The following is a 12683-nucleotide window of genomic DNA, read 5'->3' as shown; positions in this document are numbered from 1 at the left end:
GGCGCGATCCCAGGGCAGCTCGATCTTCACACGACCAAATTCATCGCAATAAATCTCTTCACCGGCAGGCCCGGTGACGCGGGCGGTCTGGCTGACCAACTGCGTTTTTCGAGGGCGCAATGGCGGGCGGTAAAACACGTCCCACGGAATGGCGCTGAAGCGGTTGCGATAGCCCTGGGTGAAGCCGTCTTCCGGGTTGACGTCGCTGGTGATCGCCTCTTCCAGTGACTGTGGTTGTTTTCCACGGTGCGTCACGCTGAGTAACAGCCACAGATCGTTGGCGGTTTTACGCGGGTGCTCGGTCAGGTTGAAAAAGTGTCCGCTGCGCAGCGTCGGCTGATCGCTCTGGCCCTTGACCAACTGATAGTCAGTGCGGTGCCGCTCCAGAGCCTGCCGAGCGAGTTGTTTACCGCGTGTTTCGTTCTCGATCAGGACGGGGTAGCGGTAGTCTTCGAGTTCGGGGCTGAACTCGGCCGTGAAGCGGCTTTCCAGCAACAGGCTCGGGCGCTTCAGGTCATAGTCCCGACGCGTGACAGTGCTGGTGCGGGTACTGAAACCCATGGCGAACTGGCTGACGACCGGGTGGTCCGCGACCATGCCGGAGTCTTGCTGGTACGGGGTTTCGCCCAGTTTGGGGAAGAACGTCTGATCGTCGGTGAACACCAGCCGATGACCGTCCGGCGAGTGCTGGTGATGCCAGGCGATACCGTCCTCGGCGCACAGGCGCTGGAGTAGTTCGAAATCCGACTCCCCGTATTGGGTGCAGTACTCACGCGGCGGACTGGTGCTGACATGGAAGGTGAACGCGTCACTCAGGATGCCGTGCCCGTTAAGCACCTGCGTGATGATCTGCGGCACCGTCAGCCGCTGGAAAATCCGTTGGTCATGGCTGAACTGCAAATAGTGCAGCGCCGGTACCAGGGTCAGGTGATAGCGGGTCAGTCGCTTGCCGGCTTCACCGACCCAGACGTCTTCGATACGGCCGTGAAGCCCTTCACCATTGAGGCCGAATTGCAGAAACGCCGGTTGGCTGAGCAAGCTCTCCAGATCGAAATCCGGATGCTCGCTGACCAGTTCAACGTTGATGGCGTACAGGGCGCTGATGGCTTCCGTACCCTCAAAAGTCAGCACCTTGAAATCGTGACGAACAGCGGGGATATGCAGCGCAAAATGCGCCGTATTGGCCGGTCGGAACATACGCTTATCCTTAAGCAAATAGGAAATAAAGCGCGATATCCAAACCGTCCCTGGTCTGTGCACGCGAAAACTGGCGGGCACGTTATCAAGGGGGAAAAAGGATTAATGTAGGAGGATTCTTCGAATGCAGCCGGACCTTTCCGCTTTGCTGATTTTTGCGTCAACTCATGATGGGCGGGCGGTGAAAATGATCTGGAGTGGCGAACGCGCAACATCGTCGACGTGCTGGATGCCCAGCATCAGCTGTACACCTCGGTGCGTAACTACAACAACACCCGATACGACTACATCCTCGACAACCTGCGCCTGAAGCAAGCGGCCGGCACGTTGAACCCGGGGGATTTGCAGGATTTGTCGCGTTATCTCAAGGCTGACTACAACCCGGATAAAGACTTCCTGCCACCGGATCTGGCCAAGGCTGCGGCTGAGCAACTCAAAGCAAGACCCTGACAGCAAAAGCAAACAGCATTCGCGAGCAAGCCCGCTCCCACACTGGATCTGCGCCGTACACAAAATCTGTGTTCACTGGAGAATCAATGTGGGAGCGGGCTTGCTCGCGAATGGAGACGACTCGGTCTAACGATCGATCAACCGCCCCAACCCATCCAGCAACCGCTGCAACGCGCCCTGATTGGTGCGCATCACCTTCAGCCCCGCCTCTGCCATGCGCTGCGCATCTCGCGGCAATTCGAACAAGCGCTGCACTGCCACCGCCAACCCCTCGGCATCATCGACTTCAGCCAACGCCCCGGCGCTGCGCAATTGCGCGGCGATTTCGAGGAAGTTGAACAGGTGCGGGCCGCTCAAGACAGGCTTGGCCAGTGCCGCCGGCTCCAGCAGGTTGTGCCCGCCATTCGGCACCAGGCTGCCGCCGACAAACGCGCTGTCGGCCAAGGCATAGAGAAACAGCAATTCGCCCATGGTGTCGCCCAGCAGCACCGAAGTATCGGCGTTGACCGGCTCACCCGTGGAACGCCGCACCGTGGTGAAGCCCTGCTGCTTGCACAACTCGAACACTGAATTGAAACGCTCCGGATGACGCGGCACCAGGATCAGCAAGGTATCGGGATGACTGGCCAGCAATTGACGATGGGCCGCCAGCACCACTTCGTCTTCGCCTTCGTGGGTACTGGCGGCGATCCACACCGGACGCTCCAGCGCCTGCCACTGACCGCGCAACTCGGCGGCGCTCTGAAGCAGTTGCGGGTCGATGGTCAGGTCGAATTTGATCGAGCCAGTGACCTCGACGGTTTCCGCACGCGCACCGAGTGAACGGAAGCGCTCGGCCTCGGTTTCGGTTTGAACTGCAAACAGGCTCATCTCGGCCAGCATCGGCCCGGTCAGTTTATGGAAGCGGCCATAGCCCTTGGCCGAGCGCTCGGACAACCGCGCATTGGCCAACGCCACCGGAATCCCGCGCTTGGCGCACTGGTGAATGTGGTTGGGCCACAGTTCGGTTTCCATGATCACCGCCAGTGTCGGCTGGACCCGATCCAGGAACCGCGCCGCTGCGCACGGCAGGTCGTAAGGCAAATAGCAGTGCTGAATGCGCGGTTCGTTGGCGAACAAGGCGTGGATGCGCTCCGAACCGGTCGGGGTCATGCAGGTCACGGTGATCGGCAGCGTCGGATAGCGCTGCAGCAAGGCACGGATCATCGGCGCCGCCGCGATGCTTTCGCCCACGGACACGGCGTGTACCCAGATGCCCCCCGGCTTCATCGCCGGCAACCCGTAGGAGAACCGTTCGCCAATGCGCTTGGCATACGCCGGCGCCTTGCGCGAACGCAGCCACAGTCGAATCGCTACCAGTGGCAGCCCCAGATAAAACAGCGCGGTGTAGAGAGTTCTATTCATGGCGGCGGAGTTTATCGGGTTTTCAGCCGATCGCCTGCAAGTGCACCGCAAAACGTTCGGCCAACCAACGCGCCGCCGGCCCGAGGGGTTCGTCGCGGCGCCAGACCAGCTCCACCACCAGCGCCGGTGGCGTCCACTCGCTGACCAGTTCGACCATCTGCCGTTGATACCCGGAGTACTGCACAACGTTGCGCGGCAGCCAGGCCCAGCCGAGGCCGCGCATCAGCAATTCGGCGATGACATAGAAGCTGTCGGCGCGCCACACCTGCGGACTGGCCGGCTCGCTGCCGGGATAGACGCTGGATTGCGCGGCCATCAGCAACTGACGATGCTGGGCCAGTTGCTGGCAGTTGACCTCATCCAGCGCCGCCAGCGGATGACCGACGCCACACACCGTGACCATTTCAATACTGCCCAGCACCCGCCGCTCCAGGGCCTCGGGAATCTGGTCGTGGTAGAACAGCAAACCGAGGTCGGCCCGACGCTCCAAGAGTTTTCTCGCCACGTCGCCTTGGGTGCCGTTGGACAGTTGCACTTCCAGACTGGGGAACTGCACCGCGAGCGCACTGAGACTGTCGACGATCGGCTGAAACGGCATCGCCTCATCCTGGGCCAGGCGGATGCGCGCCTCCTGGCCGCGCATCATCGCCAGCGCCCGACCATTCAGGCGCTCGCACTGTCGCAACACCTCCCGCGCTTCTTCGAGCAAGGCACTGCCGGCCTCGGTCAGCTTCGGCTGGCGGCCACTGCTGCGGTCGAACAGGCTCACGCCCAGGTCTTCTTCCAACAACGCAATCGAACTGCTGACCGCCGACTGCGCCTTGCGCTGATCCCGCGCCACCGCCGAAAACGAGCGCTGTTCCGCTACGCTGACAAACAAGCGCAGCTGTTCCAGGTTCCATTGCATGTTCATGGCTCGACCTATCTCGATGGCAGATAGGTAATGACTTTACCGCATCTGGGGAATCTCTAGAATGCCGACCTCAGAGAGCAACACTTCATACGAGGATTACCCCATGACCGCCTACTACTATCTGGCCATCGCCATCTGCGCCGAAGTGATCGCCACTGTTTCGATGAAAGCGGTCAAAGGCTTCAGCACGCCGTTGCCACTGATCCTGGTGATCGTCGGCTACGGCATCGCCTTCTGGATGCTGACCCTGGTGGTGCGCAGCGTGCCGGTGGGTGTGGCTTACGCGGTGTGGGCCGGGATGGGAATTGTGATGGTCAGCGTCGCGGCGCTGTTTATCTATGGGCAGAAGCTGGATGTGCCGGCGATGTTGGGGATGGCGCTCATTGTGTTGGGCGTCGTGGTGATCCAACTCTTCTCCAAAACCGCCGGGCACTAACTGCCGAAATCCAATCAACTGTGGGAGCGGGCTTGCTCGCGAATACGGTGTGTCAGGTAACTTCAATGTCGATTGACACACCGCCTTCGCGAGCAAGCCCGCTCCCACAGGGGTTTTGCATCCACCCGATTGATCACCGACAAATCCCCGCTTCTTCGAGTCTGTATACTGCGCCCTCGTCTTGAACACTGAGGTCGCTGCATGCCATCCGTTATTTCCACCGACGTTCTGATTGTCGGCGCTGGTGTCGCCGGCCTCTGGCTCAACGCGCGTCTGCGCCGCCAGGGGTTTTCGACCGTGCTGGTGGAAAGCGCCACCCTCGGCGGCGGGCAGAGTGTGAAGTCCCAGGGCATCATCCACGGCGGCGCCAAGTACGCGCTGCATGGCGCCCTTACCGGCGCCTCGGAAGCCATCGCCGACATGCCGCGCCGCTGGCGTGAAGCCTTGGCCGGTGACGGCGAACTGGACCTGAGCGGCGTGCGCCTGTTGTCCGAAGCCCATTACCTCTGGTCCCCCGGCACGCTCGCCGGCAACCTCACCAGTTTCTTCGCCAGCAAAGCCGTGCGCGGCCGGGTCGATCAGGTCAAGGGCGATCAATTGCCGCCCGCCCTGCAAGACAAGCGTTTCAAGGGCAAGGTGTATCGCCTGGCCGAACTGGTGATCGACGTGCCGAGCCTGATCCAGCGCCTGGCCGATCTGGCCGGTGACGGCTTGCTCGCCGGGCAAACCATCGAACCGTTGCTGGAAGGTGGCGTTCTGGTGGGCCTGACTGTCGACGGTCGCGCCATCCGCGCCCAGCGCATCGTCCTAAGTGCCGGGGCCGGCACCGCCACGCTGCTCGAAGCACTGGGGCTGAGCCAGCCCGCCATGCAGCGCCGGCCATTGCACATGATCATCGCCAAAGGCCCGAGCCTCAAACCGCTGTACGCCCACTGCCTGGGCGGCGGGACCAAACCGCGCATCACCGTCACTACCCATCCGGCCGCCGATGGCCAGTGGGTCTGGTACCTGGGCGGTGACATTGCCGAAGCCGAAGGCGTGGCCCGCGAACCCGCCGAGCAAATCGCCACCGCGCAAAAAGAACTCGGCCAATTGCTGCCGTGGATCGACCTGAGCAGCGTGCAATGGGCCACTTTGCGCGTGGACCGTGCCGAGCCACTGCAAACCGGCCTCACCCGTCCGGACAACGCGTTCCTGGCCGAGGAAGGTCGCCTGCTGGTCGGTTGGCCGACCAAACTGGCGCTGGCGCCGGACTTCGCTGACCGCGTCATCGCCAGCCTGGCCCGCGACGGCATTCAACCCGGCCCGGCGGCACCATTGCCGGACCTGCCAAAACCACCGATGGGCGTTCCTGCCTGGGAGCAACTGCTGCCATGAGCGTAAAGACCCTGCACGACCTGCATCGCCCTTTGGGCAGCACCGGCCTGCTGGTTTCACCCCTGGGCCTGGGCACCGTGAAACTGGGCCGCGATCAGGGCGTGAAATACCCCAACGGCTTCCAGATCCCTGGCGATGACGAAGCGCGGATGCTGCTCAAACTTGCCCGCGACATGGGCATCAACCTGATCGACACCGCCCCGGCCTATGGTCGTAGCGAAGAACGCCTCGGCCCGTTGCTGCGAGGTCAGCGTCAGGAGTGGGTGATCGTCAGCAAGGTCGGTGAAGAGTTTGCCGACGGTCAGTCCCGTCACGATTTCAGCGCCGCCCACACCCGCCTCTCGGTGGAGCGCAGCCTGCAACGTCTGGAAACGGATTTTATCGACCTGGTGCTCGTGCACTCCGACGGCAATGACCTTGCGATCCTCAACGACTGCGACGTCTACGAGACGCTCGCCGAGCTCAAGGCCGAAGGCAAGATTCGCGGTTTCGGTTTTTCCGGCAAAACCGTCGAGGGCGGCTTGAAGGCTCTGGAACAAGGTGATTGCGCCATGGTCACCTACAATCTGAACGAACAAAACGAAAAAGCCGTCATTGACTATGCTGCTTCCCACGGCAAAGCGATCCTGGTGAAAAAAGCCCTCGCCAGTGGTCACGTGTGCCTGAGCCCCGGCGTGGACCCGGTGCGTGCCAGCTTCGAGTTGTTGTTTGAACATCCGGGCGTTGCCAGTGCTATTGTCGGGACCATCAATCCGCTGCACCTCGCCCACAACGTCGCGACCGTTGCCCAGGTCCTACGTAGAAACTGATGCCGCCCACGCGGCCTTAAGCAGGAGCCGACATGCCGCGTACGCTCATTAGAAAGAACCCGAGCAACTTCAAGACCCTGCCGTTATTCGTCGAAGCGACGCCCGAAGGCCTGAGCTATCAAAGCGTCGGGATGCCGCTCAATTTTTCCCAGACCCTGCAACGTCGTCGCCCGGTGGCCGTGGCCGACAGCGAACGGTTTGCCGTGGAGCTGGCCAACCTCGGGGTTTCGGTGCGCCTGACCCTGCATTGGCAGAATCGCGATTACTGGGTGCTGGTGCGTCAGCGCCGCCAGGACCGTGGCGACGTGGTGCTCAAGCTGATTTCCGGTTACGTGCCCGCCCATGAGTTGAACCTGCCGCTGCACACGGCGATCCAGGAGATTGCCGAAGAGTGCCTGCTGGAAACCCCGGAAGGCTGGCTCGGCGGGCGCTTCAACGACACCTGGCTGCCGGCGCCCTACTCGTCCGCCCTGCATTATCGCGAAGCCTTGCCCTTTCGCCTGACCCCTTTATCCGGCTCGGCGCGACCGGTGCGTTGCGCCAAGATGCAATTGATCGAACGGCCCCGGGCCTATGTGCATTTGCCGACCGCCTCCTTGCAATTGATCTATGACTTGCGCCTGGACGTGCCCAAGGAGGCCAAGTCCCTGAGCCTGTTTCATGTGGACGAACGCCTGGAAGGCGATCAACTGGTGGCGCGGCTGGATCGCAAGCGTCCGGACCTGTACTTGATGCCGTTGCAGGATGGCCAGCCGATGGCTGAGCTCTACACGCTGAAAAAGGATCAGCTGTACCCGGCGAGCACCCGCGGGTTGTACCTGGCCGAGAGCTTTGCCCAACAGGAAGGCTGGCTGGTGCGCGATGAGCGGATTCGCTGGAAGGACTGGGTGCGGCAACAAGGGTTGGCGCCGCCGGGGAAGGACTCAGGATTGGCACGCTTGCGCGGGAAGGCGAAACTATTGCTGAAGAAAATCGTGCCGCGTAAGAAAGTCGGTTCTTAAAAGCAAAAGATCGCAGCCTTCGGCAGCGCCTACCAGGGTGCTGCCGAAGGCTGCGATCTTTTGACGCTTGATCGTTCCCACGCTCCGCGTGGGAATGCAGCCCGAGACGCTCCGCGTCTCAACAGCGGACGCGAAGCGTCCATTGAGGCATTCCCACGCAGAGCGTGGGAACGATCATCCCGGGTCAGTTATTACGGATCTTCTCGACAATCGCGGTCGTCGAGCTGTTTTCCACCAGCCCCAACACTTTCACTGTCCCGCCATAGGCCGAGACGATGTCCGCGCCGACCACCTGATCGATCCCGTAATCCCCGCCCTTGACCAACACGTCCGGCTTGACCTCGCGCAGCAGGTTTTCCGGAGTGCCTTCAGGGAAGCTGATGACCCAATCCACCGCGCCGAGACCGGCCAGTACCGCCATGCGCCGGTCAACGCTGTTGATCGGACGCCCCGGCCCTTTCAAGCGACTCACCGAAGCGTCGTCATTGACCGCGACGATCAGACGATCGCCCTGGGCCCGCGCCTGCTCGAGGTAGGTCACGTGGCCGGCATGCAGGATGTCGAAGCAACCGTTGGTGAAGACGATCCGCTCGTTGTGCGCACGGGCATCGTCGACCGCCAGCAGCAGTTGCTCAAGCCCCAGCACACCGCGCTCGGAACCTTCTTCACGCTGGATCGCGCGACGCAATTCCGGCGCGCTAATGCACGCCGTACCGAGCTTGCCGACCACGATGCCCGCCGCCAGGTTGGCCAGGGCCACGGCGTGGGGCAGTTCTTCGCCAGCGGCAATCGCCGCCGCCAGGGTGGAAATCACCGTGTCACCGGCACCGGTCACGTCGAACACTTCGCGGGCGCGGGCCGGCAGGTGCAACGCCGGATGATCCGGGCGCAGCAAGGTCATGCCGTGCTCGCCACGGGTCACCAGCAAGGCGCCAAGGTCGAGGTCGTGCATCAGGGTCGCGCCCTTGCTGACCAGATCATGCTCATCGGCACAACCGCCGACGATGGCTTCGAACTCGCTGAGGTTCGGCGTGATCAGGCTGGCGCCACGGTAGATCGAGAAATCCTTGCCCTTGGGATCCGCCAGCACCGGAATGCCACGGGCACGGGCGGCCTGGATCAGCACTTGATGGTTTTTCAGTGCGCCTTTGCCGTAATCGGACAGCACCAGCACCTTGATGCCTTCGAGCAGTTCGTCGACCTGCTCGCCCAACGCCAGGGCGTCGGTGGCAAACGGTTCTTCGAAGTCGATACGCAGCAATTGCTGGTGACGGCTCATGACCCGCAACTTGACGATGGTCGGCTGGTGCGCAATGCGCTGGAACAACGCGCGCACGCCGGCGCCCTTGAGGCTATTGGCCAGGCTGTCGGCGGCTTCGTCGTCGCCGGTCACGCCGACCAGCGAAGCCGGGGCGCCGAGGGCGGCGATGTTGAGCGCAACGTTGGCGGCACCGCCCGGGCGGTCCTCGATTTGCTCGACCTTGACCACCGGTACCGGCGCCTCAGGGGAAATCCGTGAGGTACCACCATGCCAGTAACGGTCGAGCATGACATCGCCGACCACCAAGACAGGGGCTTGATCGAATCGCGGCATGGACAACTTCATGGAGCAACCCACATACAAAATGAACAGGGCCGCGATATTAACACAGGGTTGGCGCAGGCTTGTGCGGTGGCTGCAACAGGATGAATTGACAGGGTTTTCTGATCATTTATTGAGCAAAGAATGTCGATAGCCGGGCGCAGGCGTCTTCCAGTTCCAGATTCTGGGTGTCGATCTCGCACTCGGCCTCCAGCGGCGCCTCATACGGACTGTCGATGCCGGTGAAGTCCTTGATCCGGCCTTGCAGGGCCGCCTGATACAAACCCTTGGGGTCCCGTTGCGCGCAAATCGAGAAGGGTGTGCTCACGTAAACCTCAATGAAATCGCCCTCGGCAAACAATCGTCGCGCCGCCTCACGCTCGGCGCGGAACGGCGAGATCGCCGCCACGATCACAATCAGCCCGGCCTCCACCATCAGCCGCGCGACCTCGGCCATGCGCCTGATGTTTTCCCGGCGACAATCAGCCCCCATGCCCAGGTCGCTGCACAGTCCGCCGCGCAGGTTGTCGCCATCGAGGATGAAGGTATGAAAGCCGCTTTGGTTGAGTTGCACCTCCAGGGCGTTGGCCAGCGTTGACTTGCCCGCGCCGGACAATCCGGTCAACCACAGGCAGCGCGGACGCTGTGACTTGAGCGCGGCCCGGGCTTCGCTCGACAGCGCCAAACCGTACGGACGGATCGCCGGCATTGGCGCGGACATCGGTTGGGCGTTATTCATAACCGAGCATCTCGTAATCGCGTTGATACACCCGACGCACCAGCCGCCGGGTCCGCACGGAACAGAAATCACGGGCCAGCCGGGGCACACGCTGCTGGGAGCTGTTGACATGGGGCAGCGTCACCGGGTGTTTCAATTGCTCGCAAACCAGTGCGAAATCCCGCGCCAGGTGTTCTTGATAGCCGATGAAGTCCAGGGCCAGGTGCCCCAGGGAGTCGGTGAGAAAATCCGTTTGCGCGGCAAAGTGCAGTTGGCGACTGATCGTCTCCGGATGCAGCCAGCGCGCCACGAAGTCGTCGAAATCTCGGTACTGACGGACCAGTTTCTGCGCCGCCTGATCACGCCGCCCCAGCTCGTTGCCTCGCAGAAAAGCATAAGCCGAGTAGGCCCTTTCCAGCGGGTCGCGGACGAAGGCGAACTTGAAGCTGGACGCGAACTGTTCGGGAAACTGTTCCTCATACCAGTACAACGGCAGGTGACCCGGGCTCCAGTCGTCGAACAAGGCTGCACACACGCTGCTCCCGGCGCATTTGGGCACATGGATGAACAGGCACGCGTGCTGTGCGAAGGACGGGGGGAATTGCAGATTGGCTGACATCGACTTGTTCACCACCTGACGGTCCACGACCGACAGGCGCCCGAGCAGGAAGGCTCGCTGCTGCTTGGGCAATAGCTTCCAGAGATATCGTTGCAACATTGCAGTACCCGCGCGAGGGGGATGACCCCTTCGATTGATGTCATAAGTTCGTTCAGGAACCTTAACAAGCGCGGTGCGGAGTTTTATTGAGGTTTGGTCAAGAAGGGTAAGGATCAGGATACAAATCACCGCACGCATTGCACGTTCGGTGAGCGCGAGGGTGAGACGGGCTCACCCTCGCGACAGGTCAGGCGATGTCTTCGGCCGGGGCGTCGAGGCCCATGGCGTTCAAGCGAGCGTAGTAACCGTTCTGCGCCAGCAGTTCGGCATGGGTGCCGCGTTCGACGATCCGGCCCTGATCCATGACCAGAATCAGGTCAGCCTTCTCGATGGTCGACAGACGGTGAGCGATCACCAGGGTGGTCCGGCCTTTCATGACCTGGTCCAGTGCGGCCTGGATGTGCCGCTCCGATTCGGTGTCGAGGGCCGAGGTGGCCTCGTCGAGAATCAGCAGCGGTGCGTTCTTCAGCAGTGCCCGGGCAATCGCCAGGCGCTGGCGCTGACCACCGGACAGCAACACGCCGTTCTCGCCGACCTGAGTGTCCAGGCCTTCCGGCAACTGCGCGATGAAGTCCATGGCGTAAGCGTCTTTCGCCGCTTTCTCGATGTCTTCGCGGGGCGCGCCGGCCAGGTCGCCATAAGCGATGTTATTGGCCACGGTGTCGCTGAACAGGGTCACATGCTGGGTCACCTGGGCGATGTGCTTGCGCAGGTTCAGCAGTTTGTATTGTTCCACTTCCACGCCATCAATCAGTATCTCGCCCTTGTCGTGGTGATAGAAGCGTGGAATCAGGTTGGCCAGGGTCGACTTGCCACTGCCCGAGCGCCCCACCAGCGCCACCATTTGCCCCGGTTCGACCGAGAAGCTGATGTCGTTGAGCACCTGGCGATCGGTGTCCGGGTAGGTGAAGCTCAGGTTGCGCACGTCCAGGCGACCACTGACCGAGTCGCGCTCGACGGTGCCGGTATCGACTTCCGGCTCGACGTCCAGTTGCTCGAAAATGCTTTCGGCACCGGCCACGCCTTTCTGGATGGTCGAGCTGACTTCCGACAATTGACGGATCGGCTTGGGCAGCAGGCCGGCCAGGGTGATGTAGGCAATCATGTCACCGGCGGAAGCATCGCCGCGCAGGTACAGCACCAGGAACATCAGCACCGCCATGGCGCTGTAGATCACCAGTTGCAGCAGCGGCGTGTAGATCGCGCCGGTGCGGGTCATGCGCAGTTGCTTGTCGGTGTTGCCCTGGCTCGCCGCCAGGAAACGATTTTGCTCGTAGACTTCGCCACCGAAGCTGCGAACCACGCGATAACCCTGGATCGTTTCCGAGGAGACGTGGGTCACATCACCCATGGCCGACTGGATTTTCTTGCTCTGCTTGCGGAATTTCTTGCTGGCGGTGCGCACCATGACAGCGATCAGCGGCAGGATTGCGACCATGACCAGTGTCAGGCGCCAGTTCATGATCAGCAGCGAGGCAAACAGGAAGATCACTGTCATGCCTTCACGGATTACGACCTTGATCGCATCTGTCGCCGCCCCGGTCACCATGGTCACGTTAAAGGTGATACGCGAAATCAGATGACCCGAGTTATGCTTGTCGAAGTAGCGGTTCGGCAAGACCAGCAAGTTATTGAACAGTTGCACCCGCAGGTCGTGGACCAGCCCGAGGGAAACCTTGGCCAGGAAGTAGTTGCCCAGGTAAGAACCGAAACCCTGCCACGCCGCGATCAGGATGATCAGCAACGGCACCGCCTGCAGCAGTTGCAGGTCGCGCAGGTAAGGCACCGTCGGAAACAGCACGGCCTCCGGATTGGACAGGCCATCGACGAAGTACTTGAGGATGTAGCCGAGCATTGGCTGCGTCGAAGCGAAAATCAGAAAGCCGACGATGCTGATCAGGAACAGACTGATGTACGGCCGGACATAGCCGAGCAGACGGAAGTAGATTTTCAAGCTCGATGGGCTTGCGGAGAGACTGGAGTCGGTCATATCACGCGAATGTCGATAAAAAGGACGCTGACTTTAGCACAGCTTCTTCAGGGTTCTGGCAAACGCATAAAGGCTGTTATTGTTAGAC

11 protein-coding genes and 1 pseudogene are annotated in these 12683 nt (G+C 61.6%); 5 read left to right on the top strand and 7 right to left on the bottom strand.

Annotated features, from left to right (window positions below):
• Nucleotides 1-1197 (bottom strand): type VI secretion system tip protein TssI/VgrG (gene tssI, locus ACIQY3_RS33375; protein ID WP_403028768.1); only part of this gene is annotated, 1197 nt, incomplete at its 3' end.
• Nucleotides 1198-1401: 204 nt separating this feature from the next.
• On the opposite strand from tssI, the pseudogene ACIQY3_RS33370 reads away from it, so the two are divergent.
• Nucleotides 1402-1647 (top strand): annotated as a pseudogene (locus ACIQY3_RS33370) (channel protein TolC); the annotation flags it as partial.
• A 126-nt stretch (nucleotides 1648-1773) separates the two neighbouring features.
• Here ACIQY3_RS33370 and waaA read toward each other — a convergent pair.
• Nucleotides 1774-3051 (bottom strand): lipid IV(A) 3-deoxy-D-manno-octulosonic acid transferase, encoded by a 1278-nt coding sequence (gene waaA / locus ACIQY3_RS33365; protein ID WP_403028765.1) that lies wholly within the window; start codon nucleotides 3049-3051, stop codon nucleotides 1774-1776.
• A 22-nt stretch (nucleotides 3052-3073) separates the two neighbouring features.
• Nucleotides 3074-3964: a LysR family transcriptional regulator gene (locus ACIQY3_RS33360; RefSeq protein WP_054053295.1), complete on the bottom strand. Its 891-nt coding sequence runs from the start codon at nucleotides 3962-3964 to the stop codon at nucleotides 3074-3076.
• Nucleotides 3965-4067: 103 nt separating this feature from the next.
• Here ACIQY3_RS33360 and ACIQY3_RS33355 point away from each other — a divergent pair, with 103 nt between their 5' ends.
• The 4 genes from ACIQY3_RS33355 (at nucleotide 4068) to ACIQY3_RS33340 (ending at nucleotide 7587) form a co-directional block, all read left to right on the top strand.
• Complete coding sequence (locus tag ACIQY3_RS33355; protein ID WP_008027887.1) at nucleotides 4068-4400, top strand: multidrug efflux SMR transporter; 333 nt, start codon at nucleotides 4068-4070, stop codon at nucleotides 4398-4400.
• 201 nt (nucleotides 4401-4601) lie between these two features.
• Nucleotides 4602-5777, top strand: coding sequence for an NAD(P)/FAD-dependent oxidoreductase (locus tag ACIQY3_RS33350; RefSeq protein WP_403028761.1), 1176 nt, complete (start codon nucleotides 4602-4604; stop codon nucleotides 5775-5777).
• The gene (locus ACIQY3_RS33345) at nucleotides 5774-6586 is read left to right on the top strand and encodes an aldo/keto reductase (protein WP_403028759.1); all 813 of its coding nucleotides are present in this window, start codon (nucleotides 5774-5776) and stop codon (nucleotides 6584-6586) included. Before ACIQY3_RS33350 ends, ACIQY3_RS33345 begins: the two co-directional genes overlap by 4 nt.
• A gap of 32 nt (nucleotides 6587-6618) precedes the next feature.
• Nucleotides 6619-7587, top strand: coding sequence for a metal ABC transporter ATPase (locus ACIQY3_RS33340; RefSeq protein ID WP_403028756.1), 969 nt, complete (start codon nucleotides 6619-6621; stop codon nucleotides 7585-7587).
• A 184-nt stretch (nucleotides 7588-7771) separates the two neighbouring features.
• On the opposite strand, the gene hldE is transcribed toward ACIQY3_RS33340, so the two are convergent.
• The 4 genes from hldE to msbA all read right to left on the bottom strand — a co-directional run bounded on the left by hldE (nucleotide 7772) and on the right by msbA (nucleotide 12595).
• Complete coding sequence (gene hldE / locus ACIQY3_RS33335; RefSeq protein ID WP_403028753.1) at nucleotides 7772-9193, bottom strand: bifunctional D-glycero-beta-D-manno-heptose-7-phosphate kinase/D-glycero-beta-D-manno-heptose 1-phosphate adenylyltransferase HldE; 1422 nt, start codon at nucleotides 9191-9193, stop codon at nucleotides 7772-7774.
• Between the two features lie 106 nt (nucleotides 9194-9299).
• A complete protein-coding gene (cysC, locus tag ACIQY3_RS33330; protein ID WP_403028750.1) occupies nucleotides 9300-9908 on the bottom strand; it encodes an adenylyl-sulfate kinase in 609 nt (202 codons plus the stop codon).
• On the bottom strand, nucleotides 9901-10605 hold the full coding sequence (locus ACIQY3_RS33325) for a sulfotransferase family 2 domain-containing protein (protein WP_403028748.1): 705 nt from the start codon (nucleotides 10603-10605) through the stop codon (nucleotides 9901-9903). Before ACIQY3_RS33325 ends, cysC begins: the two co-directional genes overlap by 8 nt.
• A gap of 187 nt (nucleotides 10606-10792) precedes the next feature.
• Nucleotides 10793-12595 carry a lipid A export permease/ATP-binding protein MsbA gene (gene msbA / locus ACIQY3_RS33320; RefSeq protein ID WP_403028746.1) on the bottom strand — a complete coding sequence of 601 codons (1803 nt, stop codon included), beginning with the start codon at nucleotides 12593-12595 and terminating at the stop codon, nucleotides 10793-10795.
• Between the last annotated feature and the right edge of the window lie 88 nt (nucleotides 12596-12683).

Origin of the sequence: Pseudomonas sp. NPDC096950 (assembly GCF_044762525.1) — a bacterium.
Lineage (GTDB): Bacteria > Pseudomonadota > Gammaproteobacteria > Pseudomonadales > Pseudomonadaceae > Aquipseudomonas.
The sequence above is the reverse complement of the archived record's forward strand: the minus strand, read 5'-3'. Positions and strand labels throughout refer to the sequence as shown.

Coding starts and splice junctions, on each gene's coding strand:
- ACIQY3_RS33355 (WP_008027887.1), top strand. CDS start 4,068: ATGACCGCCTACTACTATCTGGCCATCGCCATCTGCGCCGAAGTGATC.
- hldE (WP_403028753.1), bottom strand. CDS start 9,193: ATGAAGTTGTCCATGCCGCGATTCGATCAAGCCCCTGTCTTGGTGGTC.
- ACIQY3_RS33350 (WP_403028761.1), top strand. CDS start 4,602: ATGCCATCCGTTATTTCCACCGACGTTCTGATTGTCGGCGCTGGTGTC.
- waaA (WP_403028765.1), bottom strand. CDS start 3,051: ATGAATAGAACTCTCTACACCGCGCTGTTTTATCTGGGGCTGCCACTG.
- ACIQY3_RS33325 (WP_403028748.1), bottom strand. CDS start 10,605: ATGTTGCAACGATATCTCTGGAAGCTATTGCCCAAGCAGCAGCGAGCC.
- ACIQY3_RS33345 (WP_403028759.1), top strand. CDS start 5,774: ATGAGCGTAAAGACCCTGCACGACCTGCATCGCCCTTTGGGCAGCACC.
- msbA (WP_403028746.1), bottom strand. CDS start 12,595: ATGACCGACTCCAGTCTCTCCGCAAGCCCATCGAGCTTGAAAATCTAC.
- ACIQY3_RS33340 (WP_403028756.1), top strand. CDS start 6,619: ATGCCGCGTACGCTCATTAGAAAGAACCCGAGCAACTTCAAGACCCTG.
- ACIQY3_RS33360 (WP_054053295.1), bottom strand. CDS start 3,964: ATGAACATGCAATGGAACCTGGAACAGCTGCGCTTGTTTGTCAGCGTA.
- cysC (WP_403028750.1), bottom strand. CDS start 9,908: ATGAATAACGCCCAACCGATGTCCGCGCCAATGCCGGCGATCCGTCCG.